The following is a 19,762-nucleotide window of genomic DNA, read 5'->3' as shown; positions in this document are numbered from 1 at the left end:
CAACGGGCCGCGTAAGCGGCCCTTTCAATTTGGCGGCGCGAAGCAGGCAATCGCCCGCTTCCAAACATCGAAGCAGAGACACCTGCTTCCAGAGATCGAAGCAGAAAACACCTGCTTCCAGAGGTCGAAGCAAGCTCACGCTTGCTCATAGGTGGCGCGGGGTGGAGCAGCCCGGTAGCTCGTCAGGCTCATAACCTGAAGGTCACAGGTTCAAATCCTGTCCCCGCAACCAAATCAAAACAGCCCGGCTCACCCCGGGCTGTTCTTGTATCCGGCTGATGGCCCCCCGCTGATTTGAGAACCCTCATCACGGGCCCGCAAATACCCAAAGCCGACGCCCAAGGTCAAAAACAAATCCCGCAAAACCAAACACAATCCGCCCGCCAGAACCATACAAGCCAAGCCAAGTCAAAGCGACCAGGGGGGCGGGCAAGCCGGGCCACCGCACAAAAGACAGACCTGTCGCCGAAAATAATCCAGCCGGCAAAGCAATGGCGTCCGCAGTGTAAGCCGTCAACATCTCGACCTGAACCGGCGGGTGGGTTTGTCCAACCGCCGGCATAGGTGTTCAACTCTTGATTTCGATCCGCTTTGCCTGCGCTTGCGCTTTCGCGGTCTTCGGCAATGTAACCGTCAGGACGCCGTTCCTGAAGCGCGCTTCGACATTGTCTTGCTCTACCTCGACGCCGAGCGGAATGCGGCGCTCGAAACGGCCGTAATAGCGCTCGGAGAACTGGCGCTCCTTGTCCTCGGTCTCGGACCGCTTTTCGCCCTTCAGGGTCAGCACGTCGTCATCGAGCAGGACCTCGATGTCCTTTTCCTCCATGCCGGGCACTTCGGCCGTGACACGGACCTCCTTTCCAGTGTCGGAGATCTCGACGCTTGGCCAGCGTGCGCCGTCGGCGGCAACGGAAGACAAGGACGGCAGCCCCGAACCGAAACCACGGAAAACATCGTCGAAAAGACGGTTGACCTCGCGGTGCAACGACATGAACGGATCACGTTCGCCATCGCGCAAAAGGCTGGGCACCTGTCCGCGTTCCCGGCCAAAAGGAATGAGATCACGTACGCTCATTGTCTTTCTCCTCTTTGCTTGCGTCTCCACCACCGGGCGACCGGCGTCCGGTTGGTGGAAGCCCTGACCCGAATTGCCTCACGCGGCCTGTTTTTCCACTTGCACGGGCTTTGCCGCGGATTTTTCCTTGGCTTTGGCCATGCTGGTGCCGATCTCGATCTTGCGCGGTTTCATCTCTTCGGGAATCTCACGCTGAAGATCGACGGTCAGGAGACCGTTGACGAGGCCGGCGCCGGTCACCTTCACATGGTCGGCAAGTTCGAAGCGTCGCTCAAACGGCCGTCCGGCGATGCCGCGATGCAGGTATTCGCCATTGTCCTCTCCGGCACGCTCGCCGGCGATGACGAGCATGTTGGGTTCATGCACGATGCTCAATTCGTCTTGACCGAAGCCGGCTACCGCCATGGTGATGCGGTAGGCGTCGTCACCGGTCCTGGAGATGTCGTAGGGCGGCCAGTTGTCGACGTTCGCCGTGCGGCTGGCATTCTCCAGCAGGTCGAAAATGCGGTCGAAGCCTATGCTCGACCGATAGAGCGGTGAAAAGTCGAAAGCGGTTCTCATAGCCATATCCTCCTTCGCTGAGCAACATGGGTACGAGGAGTGCCAAGGATGCGGCACTCCTTGACCTGCCGGCCCTTCCGGCGCCGGCGGAATCGATCTGGGAACTGACGGGCGTGGCGTCAAGAGGCCTGATCGAACGTCTCGTCGAGATTCCGGCGGCCCTTGACGCGGCCTGAACGGCTGACCATCTCGATCACGGATGGACGGTCGCCGGTGACGCCATCCGATTGCTTACTCGCAAAAAGACGTCAAAAAACGGAGGAAGTGATGAACGATATTCGGTTTCCCCAGCCGATTACCCTCGAATTGTCGGACGCCCCACGCAAGGTCGCCAGCAGCTTCGAGGCTCTGGAATGCCTGGATCAACAATGGCCGAAATGGGCGCGCGGACCAAGCTGGCGCGCCGCCGGCCGTGCATGCCGTGATGCGCTGGATGGCTGGCGCAGCGGGCGTGCCGCCTACAAGGCCTTCTTGAAGGCGGCCAAGCGAGCCGGCCTGACGAGGGGCCGCTCCGCTTCGCCCCAGCAATTCCGTTCCGCGGCGATGTCAAGGACGGCCCAGCCGATGGCTGTCAGAGCAGGATGACACGAATCCCATCACTCATCCTGCTCGGGAACTCTGATTTTAGGTATGCTCAATCGAGCCTTTGAGCGCGCCGCGTTGCAGGCGACGCGCTTCAGGTTTTTTGATCCGCTCAATGTGATCCGCTCAATGGATGGCAACGATGCCGTCAACGGCGCGCCATTCCGACGGTGTGATTAGACGATGATGTGCGACGCGCACGGAATGCAGCGTGCCGTCCAGTTCGCTTTCCCAATAGCCAAGGAAGCCCTTCAGCTCCGGGAAATCGGGAGCGAGGTCGTATTCCTGCCAGACATAGAGCTGCAGCAGGTTGGGGTAGTCAGGCATATGATAGTGAATCTCGGCCGTGGTCAGGCCGTAGCCATCCATCTGCAGGCGGAATTCTCTGCTGACCGCAGTCACCATATGTTTCTCCTTTCGCTTACGACCTTATGCATTCATCCTGGCGAAGTCGTGCCGGAATTCATCCGGCGTGGACCGCGGCGCCGGCACGTCGATGTCGAGCTTGCACAAGGCCTCCATGATGTGGTCGAAGCAAACCGGCCGCTCGACTCCCGGCGGCAGGCGCAGTTCCGGCATCGACTCCACCGCGCAGGCATCCGAGGCCCAAGACGACAGGATCGCCCGCTTTTCCCAGAGGTCGAGCGCGTCGTCTTCCAATACCTTGTCAGGATGTTTGAAGTGCCTCGCCGGCGAAAGCAGCCGGTCAAGCGAGGTGTCGGGCGTGTCAGTCAGGGAAGGCATGATCGGCGAAAATTTCTGTCGGTCCATCGTTGTCCTCCGTCTGCAAAAACTCCTCGATAGCGTCCAGTTTCCGGCTGTGCTTCGGCAGCACCGGCCAGGATAATCTTGTTGGCTCTTTACCAAAATTCAAGCGGTGAAATCGTCGACCTGGCGAGAATCCCTGCATGATAACAACGCGTTGGCACTCTCATGCGACGAGTGCCAAAATTTTTGCGCGGACCTCTTGAAACCGGAAAATTCCAAAACTAGCTCGATATGCGCGCGCGATGCCTGAACAAGGGTCGCGGCACCTCTTGCCGGGCCGATATTGCCGGTCCGGCACCTCAAAAACTGTTTGTCCTTGAAGGAGAACGACATGACGTTCCGCCCATTGCACGACCGTATCCTGGTCCGCCGCATCGAAGCCGAGGAGAAAACGGCTGGCGGCATTATCATTCCCGACACAGCCAAGGAAAAGCCGCAGGAAGGCGAGGTGATCGCCGCCGGCCCCGGCGCCCGCAACGAAGCCGGGCAGCTACAGCCGCTCGACGTCAGGGTGGGTGATCGCATTCTGTTCGGCAAATGGTCCGGCACCGAGATCAAGCTCGGCGGCCAAGACCTGATTATCATGAAGGAAAGCGATGTGATGGGCGTGATCGAGCAGACCGCGACCGTGAAGAAGGCCGCCTGACGGCTTCTTGCCAGGTTACCAGTCAACGAAAGCTGCCTAAATTGAAGGAGTGATCCAATGGCTGCCAAGGAAGTGAAGTTCCATACCGAAGCCCGCGAGAAGATGCTGCGCGGCGTCGACATTCTGGCCAATGCGGTGAAGGTGACGCTCGGTCCCAAAGGCCGCAACGTCGTTATCGACAAATCCTTCGGCGCGCCGCGCATCACCAAGGATGGTGTGACGGTGGCCAAGGAGATCGAACTGGAAGACAAGTTCGAAAACATGGGCGCGCAGATGGTGCGCGAAGTCGCTTCGAAGACCAACGACATCGCCGGCGACGGCACCACAACCGCGACCGTTCTGGCCCAAGCCATTGTCAAGGAAGGCGCCAAGGCCGTCGCCTCGGGCATGAATCCGATGGATTTGAAACGCGGCATCGACAAGGCCGTGGAAGCGGTCGTCGCCGAACTGAAGGCCAACGCCCGCAAGGTGACGAAAAACGACGAGATCGCCCAGGTCGGCACCATTTCGGCCAATGGCGATCCCGAGATCGGCCGGTTCCTCGCCGAGGCGATGGAGAAGGTCGGCAATGAAGGTGTCATCACGGTGGAGGAGGCCAAGACCGCCGAGACCGAACTGGAGGTGGTCGAAGGCATGCAGTTCGACCGCGGCTATCTCAGCCCGTACTTCATCACCAACCAGGACAAGATGCGCGTCGAGCTCGAAGAGCCCTACGTGCTGATCCACGAGAAGAAACTGTCCAACCTGCAAGCCATGCTCCCCGTCCTCGAGGCGGTCGTGCAGTCGGGCAAGCCGCTGCTGATCATCGCCGAGGATGTCGAGGGCGAGGCGCTCGCCACGCTGGTCGTGAACAAATTGCGCGGCGGCCTGAAGGTCGCGGCAGTCAAGGCGCCCGGCTTCGGCGATCGCCGCAAGGCGATGCTGGAGGATATTGCCATCCTCACCGGCGGCACGGCGATCAGCGAGGATCTCGGCATCAAGCTCGAGAACGTCACGCTGCAGATGCTGGGCCGCGCCAAGAAAGTGGTGGTCGAAAAAGAAAACACCACCATCGTCGACGGCGTTGGCCGCAAGGAAGAGATCCAGGGCCGCATCGCCCAGATCAAAGCGCAGATCGAGGAGACTACCTCCGACTACGACCGCGAGAAACTGCAGGAGCGGCTGGCGAAGCTCGCCGGTGGCGTCGCCGTCATCCGTGTCGGCGGTTCGACGGAAGTCGAGGTGAAGGAGCGCAAGGACCGTGTCGACGACGCGCTGCATGCGACCCGTGCGGCGGTCGAGGAAGGCGTACTCCCGGGCGGCGGCGTCGCGTTGCTCCGGGCCGCCAAGGCGCTCGATGCCTTGCCGATCGACAATGCCGACCAGAGGACCGGTGTCGAGATCGTGCGGCGTGCGATCGAGACCCCGGTGCGCCAGATCGCGGAGAACGCCGGCGCCGAGGGCTCGATCATCGTCGGCAAGCTGCGTGAGAAGAGCGAGTTCGGCTGGGGCTGGAACGCCCAGACCAACGAGTTCGGCGATCTCTACGGCCAAGGCGTTATCGATCCGGCAAAGGTCGTGCGCACCGCGCTTCAGGATGCCGCTTCCGTCGCTGGCCTGCTGGTCACCACCGAGGCGATGGTGGCCGAGAAGCCAAAGAAGGAGGCCGCGACCCCTGCCATGCCCGCCGGCGCGGGCATGGACTTCTAGGACGCCGGGAGGCCGCCCGCTCCCACAAGTGGGAGCGGGCGGCCTCCCGGGGAAAGTTTGGAGAGAGACCACTATGACCGGTATCGGTTCCGTTTCGGCGCCCACGCATCCGGCAAACGAATTTCTCGCCTACGAGGCAGAATGCAGGAGCGTGCTGGGGCCATTGTTGATGCGCGTTCTCGACATGGCCGAGTCCGAAGGCTGGAGCCGCCGTACGGCGGCGTCGACGCTGATGTTCCTGGCCGCGCAGCATGTGTCGGCAGCCTCGGAAGGCTCCGGCGGCTCAACCAGGGATGGAGGACGCGATCATCGGAGCCCCACAGCAAACGATGGACCGATGTCCGGTTGGGAAGAGGACCGACATGATCGTGGGCCAATTGCGTGAATGCCTGAAAACGTTGAGGTGGAAAGCGGCAGACCTCGTCGACGAGCTTGGTTGGCCGCAAGGCCAGGTCGCCGCCTGGCTCGATGGGCGGGCGCGGCCGCCGCTTTCCGTCCTTGCCTGGCTCGAGGCGCTCGCCAAGGCGCATAAGGCGCTACCGGCGCCCGGCCGAGGCTCGCCGGTGCTCAAGCCAAGCCCGGTCGAGCCAGCCGAGATCAGGCTCGCGGCCGCCGGAAATCCGACGACACCGGCGCACCCGCCCTATCCGCGCCGACCTGTCTTCGCGCACCAGGCTGCCCGACATGCTTCGGTTCGTTTGCCATCGAATGGAGGTTTAAACCATGGCACAGATGCGCTTTGAAGAACCCGTGACGATCTTGGTCGGAATGGGGCTTCCGGTGACGATCGAGACTGCGATGGAAGCATATGCCATGCTGCAGGACTGGCCCGTTGCCAGCCGGAACGGCGCCCATGCCGTCGCCCTCAACGCTTGCAAAGCCGGCATTGCCGGCGAGATCGATGCGGAAACCGTGCGGGCGACCTTGATCGCCTTCGCGCGCCGCAATGACATTCTGGTGCCGAATATGATCTCGCCTGCCAGTATCGCATCCGGTGGCCGCGCCGTGCGAGCGGATTGAGTATCTATTTGCGACCTATCGGTGAGCGCCCCGGCGATCCAAAATGATCGGCCCGTCAGCCTCGAGCTGGCGGGCTGTCTCGTCGCCTCAGGCCGTTTCGACGAGACGCGAGCGTTTCTTCTCGGCGGCCGCCAGCAACTCGACGAAGGCGCGGACCTTGGCTGGCCGGAACCGGGCCGGAGGGAAAACGGCATGGATGCCGCCGACAGGCAACATCCAGTCGGCAAATACCGGCACGAGACGTCCCTCGGCGATATCGTCGCCGACACTGTAGTCGGGAAATACGCCCAATCCGATACCGGCGAGCACGCAGGCAAGAGCCGCCGGGCTCTTGTCGCACATGATGACCGGGTTGAGTTCGGTCAACACCGTTTCTCCCTCTCTTGAAAACAGCCATTGGCCGACGCCGCGCAGCTGGGCGTTGCCGACCCAGGCAAGCGATCTTGCCTGGCGCGGGGTGACATCGGGCGGCAGGCTTGCGGCGAAGCTCGGGTTCGCCACCACGACCTGCTGTATCGTGCCCAGGCGCCGCGCCTGATTGGACGAATCCGCAAGCCAGCCGACGCGGATGCCGAGGTCGATCTGCTCGTCCACCAGATTGCTGACGGCGTCATCGAAAATCGCCTCGACGCGCATATGCGGATAAGTTCGGAGATAGGCGGCCATGACCGGCGCAACGATCTTCGTGCCATAGTCGAGCGGCGCGGTCAGCCTCAGCATTCCCTTGGGTTCGATCGCCCCGTGCGAGATCTCGCCATAGGCCGCTTCGGCTTCGCGCAGGATGATCATCGCGCGGTCGTAGAACAGGCGACCCTCCTCGGTCGGCGTGACACGCCGCGTCGTGCGCCGCATGAGCGTCGCGCCCAGTTCCTGCTCAAGCCTGCCGATCTGATGGCTGACCACGGCCTTGGCCACGCCAAGCCGGTCCGCCGCCGTGGTGAACGAGCCTGTCTCCATCACCGTGGTGAAATAGACAAGCCGATTGAGATTGAGGAGTTCGGTCACATGCTTTGTCTGATTGGATCAGACAGTTTGTATTATTGGACGCCATTTATTGCAAGACCATCACCTGCCACATGTAACCAGACAATTTGGGGGACGGGGCAACCAACGCCACCGCAACGGAGACCGGGCGACCGTGAGCAATCCAGAAGTGACCTATCTTTTCGATCCGCTCTGCGGCTGGTGTTATGGCGCAAGCCCGATGCTCGAAAAACTGTCCGGCAGCGGCGTGCGCGTCGAGCTCTTGCCGACCGGGCTGTTTTCGGGGGCAGGCGCTCGGCCGATGGATGACGGTTTTGCCGCCCATGCCTGGGCGAACGACCAGCGCATCGAGCGGTTAACGGGACAGGTTTTCACGCAGGCCTATCGGGACAACGTGCTGAATGTTCGCGGCACGTTGCTGGATTCCCATGCCGCGACCCTCGCGATTACCGCAGCGGGCCCGGAAGATCCCGGCCGCCGGCTGGCCGCGCTGAAGGCGATCCAGAACGCGCGCTATGTCGATGGGCGCGATATCGTCACGGTCGGCGGTGTCGCCGAGGTGCTCGCCGACGCCGGCATGGCCGATGCCCGCGAACTGGTGAAGGCGCCAACCGAAGGATTGCTGACAGCTCACCGCGAACTGGTCGGCCGAGGCCGCGCGCTGTTCCAGCGCCTGCATTCCAACGGCGTGCCTTCGCTCGCCATCATCAGCAACGATGCGCCGCGCCTCATCGGTTCGAACGCGCTGTTCGGCAGTTTCGACAATCTCCTCGCTCATATCGCGGCCGCGTGATCCCCAACCGACCTCCAACAAGGAATGGAAAAAGATATGGCAAAAGTCGCTCTCATCGGCGCATCGGGCGAAGTCGGTTCGCGCCTGCTCAAGGAACTCTCCGACCGTGGCCATACCGTCACCGGCATCGCCCGCAATCCTGAAAAAATCGCTGCGCTGCCTGGCGTGACGGCCAGGAAGGGCGATGTCTTCGACATGGAAGGCCTGGCCAAGCTGATCCGCGGCCATGATGTGGTGATCAGTTCGGTGCATTTCCTCGACAGCGATGCCGACACGCTGATCGCCGCGGTGCGAGCCTCCGGCGTGAAGCGCTACCTGGTCGTCGGCGGTGCGGGCAGCCTTGAGGTCGCGCCCGGCAAGCGGCTGGTCGACACGCCCGAATTTCCCGACATCTACAAGGCCGAGGCGCAGAAGGGCGCCGACTTCCTCGACAAGTTGAAGACCATCGATGACCTCGACTGGACGTTCCTGTCGCCGTCCGCCATGTTCATCCCGGGCGAGCGAACCGGCAAGTTCCGCCTCGGCAAGGACACGCTTCTGGCTTCGGACAAGGGCAGCAGCATTTCCTTCGAGGATTACGCCATCGCGATGGTCGACGAGATCGAGAAGCCCGCCCACATAAAGCAGCGCTTCACCGTCGGTTATTGACTAGGCAGGCCAGGCCAGCTGCTTCTTGTCCACCAACATTCTAAACGTCGCCCGTCATCATCGCTCGCAGCCATGCCGTGATGGCATCGAGGTCGATCGGTTTCGTCGTGTCGACGTCGAAGAGCGGACCGCGCCGCAGCGGTTCGGCGCGCCTGGCGAGTTCGATCAGTTCGGGGATATAGGACGCGCCTGGATGGCCGGGGAGACGCTGGCCGAGCCGGGCGCCGTAACGCTCGGCAAGGACTTCGCCGGGCGCATGGCACCAGATTTCGACGGTCTGTTCGACCCCGGCATTCCTGAGATGATCATCGAGCAGCTCGCGCGGCTGGAAACCGAACCAGGCGTCGACGATGAATGTGGAGCCCGCTGGGGCTTCGCCGACGACTGACCAGATCGCCCGATAGCTGGCGCGGCCGAGCGTGCGGTTGAATGCGCGGTCGCCGCCGCCGAGCACCTCGAGAAACGGATTCTTGATCGTGTCGAGCGCAAGCAACGGCCATCCCATGCGGTCGGCGATGCCGCGCGACACCGTGCTCTTGCCGCTGGCCGGGATGCCGTTGACCAGCACGGCGCGCCTGGCCGCGCCGGCTTGCACAAAATGCCGGCCAAAAATCGGCGCTGTCGCCATGTCTGTTCCGGCCAGCGCCTGCAATCCCGCCCCGATCACGCCGGCGTCGTCGCCGAGCTGCGCCGGCTCGACCGGGCACTGGTACCACGGCGCCAGGGCCGGCGCGCGGCCGAGCGCCTTGTGTGCCGCCCAGCCAAGACCGCCGCCGAGCAGGACGACACCGGGGTCGAACATGGCGACGCTGGTATCGATGGCGGCACGTAAGGGCATTGCCCAGGCTTCGAGTATAGTGCGCGCCTGGATGTCTCCGGCGGCGTCGCGGGCAAAGAGCTGGTCGACCGAAAGGTCGGCACGCAAGCCGGCCCGCGCGATGTGACGGCCAAGCGCGGTGCCCGAACTGGTGGTCTCGACACAACCGCGCCGGCCGCAGGCGCAGACCTCGCCATTGACGTCGACAGTGATGTGGCCGAGCTGCCCTGCCGTTGCCCGGCCACGCACGATCCGCCGATGTTGAGCGACGGCCCCGCCAATGCCGGTGCCGATGGTGAACATGGCGACGTCGTGATGGCCCCGGCCGGCGCCGAGCGCCATCTCGGCGACCAGTGCCATGTTGCAGTCATTGTCGATGACGACGGGCTTGCCGGCCATGTCTTCCAGGCGCTGCGCCAGCGAGACGGAGGCCAGATTGACGTAGCCGCCGGACAGGACCGCGCGGCGATCCGCGTCGACGCGACCGGGAACACCGATGCCGATGGCCGAAACCTCCGATGTGTCGAGCCGGCGCACCATCCCGGCGATCCGCGAGAGCACAGCCTGCGGGTCCGGCGCGCTCTTTTCGGACAGACGTTCGAGGATTTCGCCGGCGCCCGAAATGCGGGCGGCCCGCAGATTGGTGCCGCCTATATCTATCCCTATGCTGAGAGGCATGACGTCCTGCACGTGTCGGTGATCCAACGCGGATATCAGGCGGCGGCCTTGCGCCGGTGATGCCCGATTACCGCCTGGATCTCACGCAATCGCGGCACCGCGATGGTCTTAAGCCTTTCGCGCTGAATGTCACGATCGAGCGAGATGCAGTCCTTCCACAGCGAGCGGCCGGCGATGACGCCGGAGGCGCCGTTCTGCATGGCAATCTCGACCTGGCCGAGGAAGGTGGCGTGGTTGACGCCGGCCGAAAGCACCGCCCACGGCACCTCGCCAGCCATTCTGGTGATGTTGGCGCAGGCTTCCGGCGTTCCGGGATACGGAAGCTTCAGCACCTTTGCCCCGCACTCCAGCGATATCCTTGTGCCTTCCTCGACGAGCCAGGGGGTCTTCGCCGCATAATCTTCCGGGCTTTCGTCTTCGAGCTGATAGGTCAGGAATTCGACGACGAGCAACAAATCTTCCTGCCCGAAATCGGCGATGCATTGGCGCAGGATGGCGATGTTGTGCTCATTCGCTTCGGGCTTGTCGGCCCGCAGATACACCATGATCTTGCCGCCCGTGCCACCCAGTTCGCGCACGCGGCGCGCATCGATGCCGGGGACAAGGCGCGACAGGCGATAGCCTTCAGGCGAGACGTCGAAACCCGAGGCGTCGAGGCCGATAAGCAGCGCGGTATCGCGGTTCAGCACGCCCTCCTCGACAACCCGCGGCACCGCGCAGAGCGGGTCGAGCAGCACGCAGGACGCGGCACTTGCAAGGTAGCGCGTGATGTCGGCCTTGGTGTCGCCGAGCATGTCGTTGGTGATCCTGGCCTGTTCGGCCGGATCCGACGCCAGCAAGGTGCGCATGCCGCCGCGCTGGTCGCAGGCGATGGCCAGCATGGCCCCGTCCTTGCCGCATATCTGCTGATAGCCGCGCAGCTCCGCGGTGGTCATCTTTGTCATGGTCTCTGTCCGATGTTGGCGCTCTCTGGCCGAGGGCGCGGATCCCGTGGAAACAAGAATGTTCAGTTTTTGCCCGCCTGCCGGCAGGGGAGAATTGCCGTCTTGATGCGCCGTCCATTGCCCGGAAAAGCACACCTTGCCGGCGCCTGGGCAGGACGGCCTCAAGTTGCGAGTTCGCCGGATTTGCGCGATAACTCCCATCGGCGTATACGTGTGTAACACGTTGCTGAAAGGAATTGCAAGCTGGCTGTCCCTCCCATTCAGGATGCGACCGCATCGCGCACGATGCTGCACACGGTCGCCAAACTGCATTACGAGGCGGAGATGTCGCAGGTCGATATCGCGCGGCAGCTTGGCGTCTCCACCGCGACCATATCGCGCCTCTTGCAGCGGGCGCGGGCGGAAGGGATCGTCCGTATCGAGGTTCTCGATCTGGCGGCGCCTGAGGAGATCACCGGACAGCTAATCGATAGGCTAGGCCTGCGTGACGCAGCGGTGGTCGAGACGCCGGCCGCAGGCGCGCTGACGGCGCTGGCCGGCCCGCTCGGCGGCCTTCTCAAGCAGGCGCAATTGGTGGCCGGCTCCGTGGTCGCCATCGGCTGGGGGCGCGCGGTGCGCGAGGTGATCCGCGCCGGCCTGCCGCGCATTCCGGGCGTGCTGACCGTTGCCGCCACCGGCGGCATGCAGCAGCACGCGGCGCATTTTCAGGTCAACGAATTCGTCCGCCTCGCCGCCGAGGAGTTCGGCGGGACACCGCACTTCATTCATGCGCCCTATCTGCCTTCCAGTGAATTGCGTGAAGTCTTCCTTGGTGATGCCGCCATCAGCGATGCCGTCGCGCTGTGGGACAGGACCGATGTGGCGATCGTCGGCATCGGCCTGCCGCATGCCATCAATGCACCCGAGGCGAGCGCCGCCACGCCGAGCGAGCAGGCGCTGGTCCATGCGGCCGGCGATGTCCTTCGGCATTATTTCGATGCCGATGGCGCGCTGATCGCCTGGGAAGGAGAGGGCCGGATGATCGCTATGTCGCCGGCGCAGCTCCGCGCCGTGCCGCTGGTGATCGGTGTCGCGGCGTCGCCGGAGAAGGCGACGGCCATCATCGGCGCCGCTCGCGCTCAGCTGATCAACGCCGTGATAACGGATACGAAGACGGCGCAAGCCATCCTCGCTACCCTGCCGCCGCGATAGTGCCGCCCGCCGCCCCGCCGCCGCATTCCAGTTCGCGAGGGCGATTTTACGAAATCGGTTGTGCCGCCGAGAAGTCGAGGCAATAGTTCGGCGGGACTTTGTGGAGCAGTCGGATGTTGCGTGAAAAATCCGGCGTTGCGACCCGGAAAACCGAGTTGCAATTTATTTCTGCAAAGTGTTACAAGTTTGTGAACTTGGCGTGCAATGCATGCCGGGTGCTGTGGTTCTCTGACCTCGCGGAGGCGAGGAAGTGACCGTGGCTATCGTGCCGGTCGGCTGGACCGGCTGACATATCGACTGGAGGGCGCTTGGGAGGAGCTGCCCGCGAAAAGCAAACAGGCGTTCCCGGCCGTCTTGTCCCAAGCGGACGACGGCCATTCGATGTCACTTGCAACGGCAGATCTGCCAACACAATGAGGAGGATGTCATGAAGAAGATCGTTGCCGCGCTTGCGGCTCTCGCCGTCAGCGCGACGGTGCTTATCGCGCCCGCGCAGGCGCAGGACAAGAAATACACCATCGCGCTCGTTCCGGGCCTGACCACCGACGGTTTCTACATCACCATGCGCAAGGGCGCCCAGGCCGCGGCCGACGCCCTTGGCGTGAACCTGGTCTTCCAGGGCGCTCCTGAGTTCAATCCGGTCACCCAGGTGCCGGTGCTCGACGCGGTCATCGCCAAGAAGCCGGACGCGATCCTGATCGCGCCTACCGACAAGGTCCAGCTGGTCGAGCCGCTGCGCAAGGCCAATGACGCAGGCATTCCGGTCATCACCGTGGATACGTTCATCGGCACCGGCGCCTATCAGACCGGAGCGGGTGACGCCGATTTCCCGCTGGCCTACATCGCTTCGGACAATGTGCTGGGCGGCGAAATCGCGGCGCGGGCGCTTGCCAAGGCCGTCGGCGACAAGGGCAAGGTCTACGTCTCCAACGTCAAGCCCGGCATCTCGACCACCGACCAGCGCGAGGAAGGCTTCAAGAAGGAGATGGCCAACCATCCCGGCATCACCGTTCTCGAGACCCAGTTCAATGACGACGACGCCAACAAGGCGGCCTCGCAGCTGCAGGCGGTGTTCGCGCGCAACCCCGACCTCGTCGGCGTGTTCGGCGCCAATCTGTTCTCGGCGCTGGGCGCCGCCAATGGCGTCAAGCAGGCAGGGCAGACGGGCACCGTCAAAGTGGTTGCCTTCGATGCTCCGACCAGCATCGTCGACAACATCAACACCGGCCTTGTGGATGTGGCGATCGCCCAGCATCCCGCAGAGATCGGCTATTTCGGCGTCGTCTCGGCCTATGCCCACCTGACCGGCCAATCCATCCCGGTCACGATCGGCACCGGCTTCACGATCATGGACAAGTCCAACATCGCCGATCCGAACATCTCGAAGTATCTCTACTCCGAGTAAGTCCGGACCAGCTTGGCTCTTCCCGGTGCGCCGGGAGGAGCCTGTGCCGGTCCCGCCAGGGCGGGACCTGTTTGAAGGCAGCCGCGCCGCGGAGTACTCATGACCTCGACATCACCAGCACAGCCAGCCGAGAAGCATGTCGCCCCCCAGGCTGACCACGGCGATCCCGCCAGGAGCTGGATCGCACGCATCGCCGAGGGGCGCGCCTGGCTGTTTCTCGCCGGCCTGATCATCTGTTTCGAGATCTGGTCGCGGAGCGCCTTCGGCGCCACTTTCGTGCTCAATCCGTTCAATCTGCAATCCATCGCGATTTTCGCCGTGGCGCCGCTGCTTTTGGCGACCGGGCAGACCTTCGTCATCATATCAGGCGGCATCGACCTTTCGCTCGGCTTCATCATGGGCCTTGCCGCGGTCATCGCCGCGCATGCCACCAACATGGCGGGCGCCGCCATTCCGTTGCCGTTGGCCATGCTGGCCGGCATCCTTGCCGCGGTGATCGTGGCCGGCGTGCCCGGCGTCATCAACGGCTTGCTGATCTCGCGGCTCAGGGTTCCGCCCTTCATCGGCACGCTCGGCATGTTCGGCGTCGCCCGCGGTGTCGCCTTCCTGCTTGCCGGCGGCACGACAGTGCCGGTACAGAATTCCTGGTTCGCACTGCTCGGCAACGGCAAGTTCCATGGCGTGCCCTATCTGGTGATGATCGCTGCTGTCTTCGTCGTCGTGATGCACTATCTGCTCAGCCAGACCCGTTTCGGCCAGCACAATTACGCCATCGGCGCCAATGTGCAGGCGGCGCGCCGCGCCGGCATCGACATCAGGGGCCACATCCTGCGGCTCTACGTGCTGTCGGCAATGTGCGCCGGCCTTGGCGGCGCGCTTTATGCCGCGCGCTTCACGGCGGGGGCAGCGCAGGCCGGCGAACCGCTGCTGCTCGACAGCGTCGCGGCGGTGGTGATCGGCGGCGCCAGCCTGTTCGGCGGCTCCGGCACCATCTTCGGCACCGTCGCCGGCGCACTGGTGATCGCGGTCATCCAATACGGGCTGGTCTTCGTCAATGTGGAGCCGTTCTGGCAGTTCATCGCCGTCGGCGTCGTCATCATCATTTCCGTTCTCATCGACCAGGCGCAGCGCCGGTTCAGTGGAGCCCGTCAGGATGAATAGCACCGAGCCCCTCCTCGAAGTCCGGAACCTTTCCAAGCACTTCGGTGCGGTACGGGCGCTCAACGATTTCTCCATGGCCGTGCGGCCGGGCGAAGTGGTGGCGCTTGCCGGCGACAATGGCGCCGGCAAGACGACCCTGATCAAGGCAATATCGGGCGTGTTCCAGCCGACGGGCGGAGAAATCCTGCTCAGAGGTCAGCCGGTGGCTTTCGCCACGCCGCAGGAGGCGCGCGAAAAGGGCATCGAGACGATCTACCAGGATCTCGCGCTGGCCGACAATCTGTCGATCGGTGCCAACATCTTCCTCGGCCGCGAACCGATGCGCAAGGCGTTCGGCTTCCTGCCGGTGCTCGACCGCAAGGCCATGGCCGAGGCCGCCAGGGAGACGATGAAGCGGCTGGACTTTCACGTCAGCCGGTTGAACGCGCCGGTCAGCAATTTCTCCGGCGGCCAGCGGCAGGCCGTGGCCATCGGCCGCGCCGTCTACTGGGACGCGCAGATCCTGATCATGGATGAACCGACGGCCGCGCTCGGCGTGCCGGAGCAGCGCAAGGTGATTTCGCTCATCCATCAGCTCAAGGCGCAAGGGCGCGGCGTGATCTTCATCTCGCATAATCTCCAGGACATCTTCGCCGTTTCCGATCGCATCGTCGTGCTGCGGCGTGGGATCCAGGCCGGCGAGCGCAAGATTTCCGAGACCAACCATGACGAGGTCGTCAGGCTGATGGTCGGCGGCTAAGGCCGTCAATTGCTAGCCGGCATCGCGGTTGGTCAGCGCGATATGGCAGCAGCCGCTGCCGTGGCCGGGCGTCCAGGTGACATTGTCGAAACGCACGCCGGTCGCTTCGAACAGGCCACGGTCGAAGGCGCCGGCGATGCGGCAGAGCGTGGCGAGCTTTTCCTCGCCGACGCCGGCCTCGACCCAGGCATCCTTGAGGGGGCAGCGTTTCACCTTGAAGGCGATGCGGTCGGGCCCGCGTTCGACATCGGTCGGATACATCCGGCCGTCATCCGGGCTGACCGACAGGAAAGCTTCGCCGATTGAGCGCGCGTCGTTGGGACCGAATGCGGCGAAGGCGGCTGCGGCCACTTCCTTGCCGCGCTGCTCGATGGTCCGGGTCATTATCGCCTCGGCTCTTTCGGCGCCCAGCTCTCCGGTCAACTCATCCAGGAACAGGCGATAGAGGTCGGCCCGGTTGCGGAAAGCGGAATCGAGTTCGCGCGACAGTTTCTCGGCTCTGGCTTCGGGGTCGATCATGATGCTTCCTGCGTGGTTCTTCTGAGTTTTGGTGCGGCGGCCACAAGCGCCTTGCCGATAGCCGATCGCGGCGCATCGATGACGGCGCGGGCATCGCCGCTCTCGGCAATCCGCCCGCCATCGAGAAGGATGACGCGGTGGGCTACGGCCCTGACGACGCCGAGATCATGCGAAATGAAGAGATAAGCGATCCGTTCCTGGCGTTGCAGGTCGAGCAAAAGATCGAGGATCTGTCCGCGCACCGAAACATCGAGCGCCGACACCGCTTCGTCGAGCACGATCAGCGAGGGTTTCGTGGCCATGGCGCGGGCAATCGCCACCCGCTGCCGCTGGCCGCCCGAGATTTGATGGATGGCGCGAGAGGCGAGCTCCGCCGCAAGCCCGACGCGCTCCAGCAGGGCGGCGATACGGCGCGGGCGCTCGGAACGGGAGGCGAGCCCGTGGATACGCAAGGGATCGTCAAGCACGCGCGCCACCGTGGCGCGCGGATTGAAGGCGGCAAGCGGATCCTGGAACACCATCTGCAAGCGAGCGCGACGCGCACGCAAGCTGGCGCCGCCCAGAGCCAGGAAATCATGGCCTTCAAACTCGATCCGGCCGGCATCCGGCTCGATCAGCCGCAACACCAGCCGGGCGATCGTCGACTTGCCGCTGCCGGAGGGTCCGGCCAGCGCCAGCGTCTCGCCGGGCCCGATTTCGAAAGAAACGTCGTCGGCCGCGGTAACTGTCTTGCCGCCACGGCGGTAATGCCTGGTAAGGTTGGAAACCGCCAGCACAGGGGCGCTCATGCCATCACACCGTGGTGCAGCGGTTCGGCGTCGAGGCCGATATGGGCCTCGAGCAGCGCGCGCGTGTAGGCTTCAGTTGGCGCACTGACGATCTGTTGCGTGGCGCCAAGTTCGATCAATTCGCCATGCCGGAACACGGCAATGCGGTCCGCCAGCTCGGCGGCCAGCGCAATGTCGTGACTGATGAACAGCAGCGTCATGCCGTCTTCTTCCACCAGCCGCCGGATCAGTGCGACGATCTCGGCCTGCACGATGGTGTCGAGCGCGCTGGTCGCCTCATCGGCGATCAAAAGTCTTGGGCCGGCTGCGATCGCGGCTGCAATCGCCACACGCTGCTTCTGGCCGCCGGACAGCTGATGCGGATAGGCGCGCAGGGCCGAGTCCGGGTCGGCCAGGCGGACGCGTTCGAGCAGGTCCTTCGCCCTGGCGTATGCCTGAGGCCATGTGAGACCGAGATGGGTTCGGGAGACTTCGGCGATCTGTTTGCCGACGGTCATGACAGGATCGAGGCTGGCGGACGGGTCTTGAAAGATGAAGCCGATATCGCGGCCGAGGAGGGGTGCCTTTTCGAGAAAACGGGAAGGTAGGCGTTCTGCCTTGGCACCCAACATCGACGGTCGCAAAACCCAATCGATACGTCCGTCAATCCTGGCGCTCGCCGGCAACAACCCCGCAATCGCCAAAGCCAGCGTACTTTTGCCCGAACCGCTTTCGCCGATGACGGCCAGCCGCTCGCCTGCCACGATGTCGAGGCTGATGTCCCTCAGCGCCACCACCTCGCCGTCGTCACGGCGGTAGGTCACCGCGAGGTTGCGGATCGAAGCCAGCGCGGTCACGACAGGCCTCTTCTGACCGCCGTGGTTTCAACGATGCCTTCACCGGTGAGATAGACGCCGAGCACCGTCAGAACCAGTGCTATGCCGGGTACGATCGACAGGAAGGGCGCGGTGCGCAGCACGGCGCGGCCCTCCGCTATCATGCCGCCCCAGGTGACCCGATTGGGGTCGCCAAGGCCGAGGAAGGACAAAGCCGCCTCGGTGAGGATCGCCGCTGCCACGATCACCGAGGACAGCGCCAGCACCGGCGGCAAGGCATTGGGCAGCACCTCGCGAAAGGCGATTTCCAGCGGATGCATGCCGATGACGCGCGCGCCGGCGACGTAGTCGCGCTCGCGGATCGACAGCACTTCCGCGCGGGCCACGCGCGCGGGCCCGGTCCAGGTGCCGAGCGCTATTGCCGCCACGACGACGCCGAGCGAAGGGCCGACGACGCTGACGAAGGCCAGAGCGAGCAAAAAGCCCGGCACGGTCTGGAAGGCATCGGTGACGCGCATCAGCACCTCGTCGGTGAGGCCGCCGGCAAACCCGGCCATCGTGCCCACCATCGAGCCGATGGCCAGTGCGGCGGCGGCTGCCGCAAGGCCGACGGCAAGCGATGTGCGGGCGCCGTGGAAAAGCTCGGCCAGCACGTCGCGGCCGAGGCGATCCGTGCCGAGCGGCAGCGACCAGTCCTGGAAGGGCGGCAGCAGCGCCGGGCCGGCGATGGCTTGCGGGTCGCCCGGAAACAGCAGCGGCGCTGACAGGGCCGTGACGCACAATGCCGCCAGGAGGATGGCGCCGGCGACCGCCTCCGGCGTGCGCAGAAAGCGGCGGAGCGTGCTCATGTGCCGGCCTCGCTGGCGCCGACGCGCGGGTCGAGAAAGGCATAGGCGACATCGACGAGAAGATTGATGACGATGACCAGGACGGCGCTGACGAGAATGATGCCGAGCAGCAAGGGCGTGTCGCGCGCGGCCACTGCCTCCTGCGCCAGCCGACCCAGACCGGGCACGGCAAAAACACTCTCGATCACGACGCTACCGCCCAGCATCTGCGCCGACTGCAGGCCGAGCATCGTGACCAATGGCAGCAGCGCATTGCGGGCGACATGGGCAAGCACGATGCGGCGGCGCGACAAGCCCCTGGCGCGGGCGGCCAGCACAAAATCCTGCCGCCAGACCTCGGTCATGCCGGCACGCATCATCCGCAAATAGAGCGCCAGGTAGATGAAGCCGAGGGCTGAGACCGGCAGGACGAGATGGATGGCGATGTCGGCGGCGCGGTCGAGGCCGGCCTTGCCGGAGGCGATGGTCTCGATGCCGCCGATTGGCAGCCAGCGCAGGTCGACAGCGAAGACGACGATCAGCACCAGGCCGAGCCAGAAACCCGGCACCGCGTAGAGCGCCAGCGAACCGATGGAGAGAAAACGGTCGCGAAAACTGCCCGGCCTGGCGCCGGCATAGATGCCCAGCGCCGAGCCGAGGCCGAAGGAAAGCGCGGTGGCGCTGCCCATCAACCACAGCGTGGTCGGCAGGCGCTCGAGGATCACGTCGCGGATCGGCCGCGAAAAGGTGACGGACTGGCCGAGATCGAGATGCAGCAGCGCCCAGAGATAGTTGGCGAGCCGCGTCAGCTCCGACTGGTCGAGGCCCCAGCGATGGCGCAACAGCTCGATCATGCCGGCATCGCCGCCGGTCGAGACGATATAGGCATCGACCGCGTCGCCCGGGGCGGCTTCGAGCAACAGGAACGTGCCGATGACGACGATCAAAAGCACGAAGACGCTGCCGACGAGGCGACGGCGGAGAAGCGTGAGGGCGCGGTTCATGCGGCCCTCGATGGGTTGGCGATACGTTGGTTAGGACCGCGCCTGGGCACCCCCCTCTGTCCTGCCGGACATCTCCCCCGCAAGGGGGGAGATTGGCTGTCATTTTTG

The 19,762-nt window shown here is 64.2% G+C and carries 24 protein-coding genes and 1 tRNA gene; 13 read left to right on the top strand and 12 right to left on the bottom strand.

Translation table 11 applies throughout. The features are described 5' to 3' along the window. Positions 1–155 precede the first annotated feature (155 nt). Positions 156–232 (top strand) — tRNA-Met (locus tag FJ949_RS25905). Positions 233–568: 336 nt separating this feature from the next. On the opposite strand, the gene FJ949_RS25900 is transcribed toward FJ949_RS25905, so the two are convergent. Continuing rightward, positions 569–1,075: an Hsp20/alpha crystallin family protein gene (locus FJ949_RS25900; RefSeq protein ID WP_140500458.1), complete on the bottom strand. Its 507-nt coding sequence runs from the start codon at positions 1,073–1,075 to the stop codon at positions 569–571. Between the two features lie 78 nt (positions 1,076–1,153). Beyond that, the gene (locus FJ949_RS25895; RefSeq protein WP_140500457.1) at positions 1,154–1,636 is read right to left on the bottom strand and encodes an Hsp20 family protein; all 483 of its coding nucleotides are present in this window, start codon (positions 1,634–1,636) and stop codon (positions 1,154–1,156) included. Positions 1,637–1,662: 26 nt separating this feature from the next. Between FJ949_RS25895 and FJ949_RS30460 the strand changes: the two genes are divergently transcribed. Continuing rightward, positions 1,663–1,812 (top strand): hypothetical protein, encoded by a 150-nt coding sequence (locus FJ949_RS30460; protein WP_181165362.1) that lies wholly within the window; start codon positions 1,663–1,665, stop codon positions 1,810–1,812. A gap of 91 nt (positions 1,813–1,903) precedes the next feature. After that, positions 1,904–2,221, top strand: coding sequence for a DUF982 domain-containing protein (locus FJ949_RS25890; protein ID WP_140500455.1), 318 nt, complete (start codon positions 1,904–1,906; stop codon positions 2,219–2,221). Positions 2,222–2,344: 123 nt separating this feature from the next. On the opposite strand, the gene FJ949_RS25885 is transcribed toward FJ949_RS25890, so the two are convergent. Both FJ949_RS25885 and FJ949_RS25880 read right to left on the bottom strand, forming a co-directional pair. Further along, positions 2,345–2,623 carry an usg protein gene (locus FJ949_RS25885; protein WP_140500453.1) on the bottom strand — a complete coding sequence of 93 codons (279 nt, stop codon included), beginning with the start codon at positions 2,621–2,623 and terminating at the stop codon, positions 2,345–2,347. Positions 2,624–2,647: 24 nt separating this feature from the next. Then, complete coding sequence (locus FJ949_RS25880) at positions 2,648–2,989, bottom strand: hypothetical protein (protein WP_224647518.1); 342 nt, start codon at positions 2,987–2,989, stop codon at positions 2,648–2,650. 328 nt (positions 2,990–3,317) lie between these two features. Here FJ949_RS25880 and FJ949_RS25875 point away from each other — a divergent pair, with 328 nt between their 5' ends. The 4 genes from FJ949_RS25875 (at position 3,318) to FJ949_RS25860 (ending at position 6,341) form a co-directional block, all read left to right on the top strand. Continuing rightward, positions 3,318–3,632 carry a co-chaperone GroES gene (locus FJ949_RS25875; protein ID WP_140500451.1) on the top strand — a complete coding sequence of 105 codons (315 nt, stop codon included), beginning with the start codon at positions 3,318–3,320 and terminating at the stop codon, positions 3,630–3,632. Positions 3,633–3,689: 57 nt separating this feature from the next. Continuing rightward, on the top strand, positions 3,690–5,321 hold the full coding sequence (gene groL, locus FJ949_RS25870) for a chaperonin GroEL (RefSeq protein ID WP_140500449.1): 1,632 nt from the start codon (positions 3,690–3,692) through the stop codon (positions 5,319–5,321). A gap of 73 nt (positions 5,322–5,394) precedes the next feature. Further along, positions 5,395–5,706, top strand: coding sequence for a hypothetical protein (locus FJ949_RS25865; protein WP_224647517.1), 312 nt, complete (start codon positions 5,395–5,397; stop codon positions 5,704–5,706). 338 nt (positions 5,707–6,044) lie between these two features. Further along, entirely contained in the window at positions 6,045–6,341 is a 297-nt protein-coding gene (locus FJ949_RS25860) for a DUF982 domain-containing protein (RefSeq protein WP_140500448.1), read from the top strand. 87 nt (positions 6,342–6,428) lie between these two features. Here FJ949_RS25860 and FJ949_RS25855 read toward each other — a convergent pair whose 3' ends face one another. Continuing rightward, a complete protein-coding gene (locus FJ949_RS25855) occupies positions 6,429–7,346 on the bottom strand; it encodes a LysR family transcriptional regulator (protein WP_140500446.1) in 918 nt (305 codons plus the stop codon). Between the two features lie 133 nt (positions 7,347–7,479). On the opposite strand from FJ949_RS25855, the gene FJ949_RS25850 reads away from it, so the two are divergent. Continuing rightward, positions 7,480–8,118, top strand: coding sequence for a DsbA family protein (locus tag FJ949_RS25850; protein WP_140500466.1), 639 nt, complete (start codon positions 7,480–7,482; stop codon positions 8,116–8,118). Positions 8,119–8,154: 36 nt separating this feature from the next. Next, complete coding sequence (locus tag FJ949_RS25845; RefSeq protein ID WP_140500445.1) at positions 8,155–8,766, top strand: NAD(P)-dependent oxidoreductase; 612 nt, start codon at positions 8,155–8,157, stop codon at positions 8,764–8,766. Positions 8,767–8,806: 40 nt separating this feature from the next. Here the strand turns inward: FJ949_RS25845 and FJ949_RS25840 are convergent, their stop codons facing one another. Together FJ949_RS25840 and FJ949_RS25835 are read right to left on the bottom strand one after the other, a co-directional pair. Further along, the gene (locus FJ949_RS25840) at positions 8,807–10,261 is read right to left on the bottom strand and encodes an ROK family protein (protein WP_140500443.1); all 1,455 of its coding nucleotides are present in this window, start codon (positions 10,259–10,261) and stop codon (positions 8,807–8,809) included. 35 nt (positions 10,262–10,296) lie between these two features. After that, on the bottom strand, positions 10,297–11,205 hold the full coding sequence (locus tag FJ949_RS25835; protein ID WP_140500441.1) for a tagatose-bisphosphate aldolase: 909 nt from the start codon (positions 11,203–11,205) through the stop codon (positions 10,297–10,299). Between the two features lie 285 nt (positions 11,206–11,490). On the opposite strand from FJ949_RS25835, the gene FJ949_RS25830 reads away from it, so the two are divergent. The 4 genes from FJ949_RS25830 to FJ949_RS25815 all read left to right on the top strand — a co-directional run bounded on the left by FJ949_RS25830 (position 11,491) and on the right by FJ949_RS25815 (position 15,701). Beyond that, positions 11,491–12,396, top strand: coding sequence for a sugar-binding domain-containing protein (locus FJ949_RS25830; RefSeq protein ID WP_140500440.1), 906 nt, complete (start codon positions 11,491–11,493; stop codon positions 12,394–12,396). Positions 12,397–12,823: 427 nt separating this feature from the next. Beyond that, positions 12,824–13,801, top strand: coding sequence for an ABC transporter substrate-binding protein (locus FJ949_RS25825; RefSeq protein WP_140500438.1), 978 nt, complete (start codon positions 12,824–12,826; stop codon positions 13,799–13,801). A gap of 99 nt (positions 13,802–13,900) precedes the next feature. Further along, the gene (locus tag FJ949_RS25820; RefSeq protein ID WP_140500436.1) at positions 13,901–14,962 is read left to right on the top strand and encodes a ribose ABC transporter; all 1,062 of its coding nucleotides are present in this window, start codon (positions 13,901–13,903) and stop codon (positions 14,960–14,962) included. Beyond that, on the top strand, positions 14,955–15,701 hold the full coding sequence (locus FJ949_RS25815) for an ATP-binding cassette domain-containing protein (RefSeq protein ID WP_140500435.1): 747 nt from the start codon (positions 14,955–14,957) through the stop codon (positions 15,699–15,701). The genes FJ949_RS25820 and FJ949_RS25815 overlap by 8 nt, the downstream gene beginning before the upstream one ends. A 12-nt stretch (positions 15,702–15,713) precedes the next feature. Here FJ949_RS25815 and FJ949_RS25810 read toward each other — a convergent pair whose 3' ends face one another. From FJ949_RS25810 to FJ949_RS25790, 5 genes are read right to left on the bottom strand one after another with little or no spacing between them, the layout of a single operon-like run. Continuing rightward, a complete protein-coding gene (locus FJ949_RS25810) occupies positions 15,714–16,220 on the bottom strand; it encodes an L-2-amino-thiazoline-4-carboxylic acid hydrolase (protein WP_140500433.1) in 507 nt (168 codons plus the stop codon). After that, entirely contained in the window at positions 16,217–17,008 is a 792-nt protein-coding gene (locus FJ949_RS25805) for an ATP-binding cassette domain-containing protein (protein ID WP_140500431.1), read from the bottom strand. The genes FJ949_RS25810 and FJ949_RS25805 overlap by 4 nt, the downstream gene beginning before the upstream one ends. Beyond that, positions 17,005–17,844: an ABC transporter ATP-binding protein gene (locus FJ949_RS25800; protein ID WP_181172118.1), complete on the bottom strand. Its 840-nt coding sequence runs from the start codon at positions 17,842–17,844 to the stop codon at positions 17,005–17,007. The genes FJ949_RS25805 and FJ949_RS25800 overlap by 4 nt, the downstream gene beginning before the upstream one ends. Further along, complete coding sequence (locus FJ949_RS25795; RefSeq protein WP_140500429.1) at positions 17,841–18,671, bottom strand: ABC transporter permease; 831 nt, start codon at positions 18,669–18,671, stop codon at positions 17,841–17,843. The genes FJ949_RS25800 and FJ949_RS25795 overlap by 4 nt, the downstream gene beginning before the upstream one ends. Continuing rightward, positions 18,668–19,654, bottom strand: a complete 987-nt coding sequence (locus FJ949_RS25790) for an ABC transporter permease (protein WP_140500427.1) — start codon at positions 19,652–19,654, stop codon at positions 18,668–18,670. Before FJ949_RS25790 ends, FJ949_RS25795 begins: the two co-directional genes overlap by 4 nt. Positions 19,655–19,762 lie beyond the last annotated feature (108 nt).

It is taken from the genome of Mesorhizobium sp. B2-4-1 (assembly GCF_006442185.1).
GTDB lineage: Bacteria > Pseudomonadota > Alphaproteobacteria > Rhizobiales > Rhizobiaceae > Mesorhizobium.
Note: the sequence above shows the minus strand (reverse complement) of the source record. Positions and strands in the feature narration are given on the sequence as shown.

What these genes read in the sequence shown, in the direction of transcription:
- FJ949_RS25900 (WP_140500458.1), bottom strand. Translation starts at nt 1,075, where the DNA reads ATGAGCGTACGTGATCTCATTCCTTTTGGCCGGGAACGCGGACAGGTG.
- FJ949_RS25895 (WP_140500457.1), bottom strand. Translation starts at nt 1,636, where the DNA reads ATGAGAACCGCTTTCGACTTTTCACCGCTCTATCGGTCGAGCATAGGC.
- FJ949_RS30460 (WP_181165362.1), top strand. Translation starts at nt 1,663, where the DNA reads ATGGGTACGAGGAGTGCCAAGGATGCGGCACTCCTTGACCTGCCGGCC.
- FJ949_RS25890 (WP_140500455.1), top strand. Translation starts at nt 1,904, where the DNA reads ATGAACGATATTCGGTTTCCCCAGCCGATTACCCTCGAATTGTCGGAC.
- FJ949_RS25885 (WP_140500453.1), bottom strand. Translation starts at nt 2,623, where the DNA reads ATGGTGACTGCGGTCAGCAGAGAATTCCGCCTGCAGATGGATGGCTAC.
- FJ949_RS25880 (WP_224647518.1), bottom strand. Translation starts at nt 2,989, where the DNA reads ATGGACCGACAGAAATTTTCGCCGATCATGCCTTCCCTGACTGACACG.
- FJ949_RS25875 (WP_140500451.1), top strand. Translation starts at nt 3,318, where the DNA reads ATGACGTTCCGCCCATTGCACGACCGTATCCTGGTCCGCCGCATCGAA.
- groL (WP_140500449.1), top strand. Translation starts at nt 3,690, where the DNA reads ATGGCTGCCAAGGAAGTGAAGTTCCATACCGAAGCCCGCGAGAAGATG.
- FJ949_RS25865 (WP_224647517.1), top strand. Translation starts at nt 5,395, where the DNA reads ATGACCGGTATCGGTTCCGTTTCGGCGCCCACGCATCCGGCAAACGAA.
- FJ949_RS25860 (WP_140500448.1), top strand. Translation starts at nt 6,045, where the DNA reads ATGGCACAGATGCGCTTTGAAGAACCCGTGACGATCTTGGTCGGAATG.
- FJ949_RS25845 (WP_140500445.1), top strand. Translation starts at nt 8,155, where the DNA reads ATGGCAAAAGTCGCTCTCATCGGCGCATCGGGCGAAGTCGGTTCGCGC.
- FJ949_RS25840 (WP_140500443.1), bottom strand. Translation starts at nt 10,261, where the DNA reads ATGCCTCTCAGCATAGGGATAGATATAGGCGGCACCAATCTGCGGGCC.
- FJ949_RS25835 (WP_140500441.1), bottom strand. Translation starts at nt 11,205, where the DNA reads ATGACAAAGATGACCACCGCGGAGCTGCGCGGCTATCAGCAGATATGC.
- FJ949_RS25830 (WP_140500440.1), top strand. Translation starts at nt 11,491, where the DNA reads ATGCTGCACACGGTCGCCAAACTGCATTACGAGGCGGAGATGTCGCAG.
- FJ949_RS25825 (WP_140500438.1), top strand. Translation starts at nt 12,824, where the DNA reads ATGAAGAAGATCGTTGCCGCGCTTGCGGCTCTCGCCGTCAGCGCGACG.
- FJ949_RS25820 (WP_140500436.1), top strand. Translation starts at nt 13,901, where the DNA reads ATGACCTCGACATCACCAGCACAGCCAGCCGAGAAGCATGTCGCCCCC.
- FJ949_RS25815 (WP_140500435.1), top strand. Translation starts at nt 14,955, where the DNA reads ATGAATAGCACCGAGCCCCTCCTCGAAGTCCGGAACCTTTCCAAGCAC.
- FJ949_RS25810 (WP_140500433.1), bottom strand. Translation starts at nt 16,220, where the DNA reads ATGATCGACCCCGAAGCCAGAGCCGAGAAACTGTCGCGCGAACTCGAT.
- FJ949_RS25805 (WP_140500431.1), bottom strand. Translation starts at nt 17,008, where the DNA reads ATGAGCGCCCCTGTGCTGGCGGTTTCCAACCTTACCAGGCATTACCGC.
- FJ949_RS25795 (WP_140500429.1), bottom strand. Translation starts at nt 18,671, where the DNA reads ATGAGCACGCTCCGCCGCTTTCTGCGCACGCCGGAGGCGGTCGCCGGC.
- FJ949_RS25790 (WP_140500427.1), bottom strand. Translation starts at nt 19,654, where the DNA reads ATGAACCGCGCCCTCACGCTTCTCCGCCGTCGCCTCGTCGGCAGCGTC.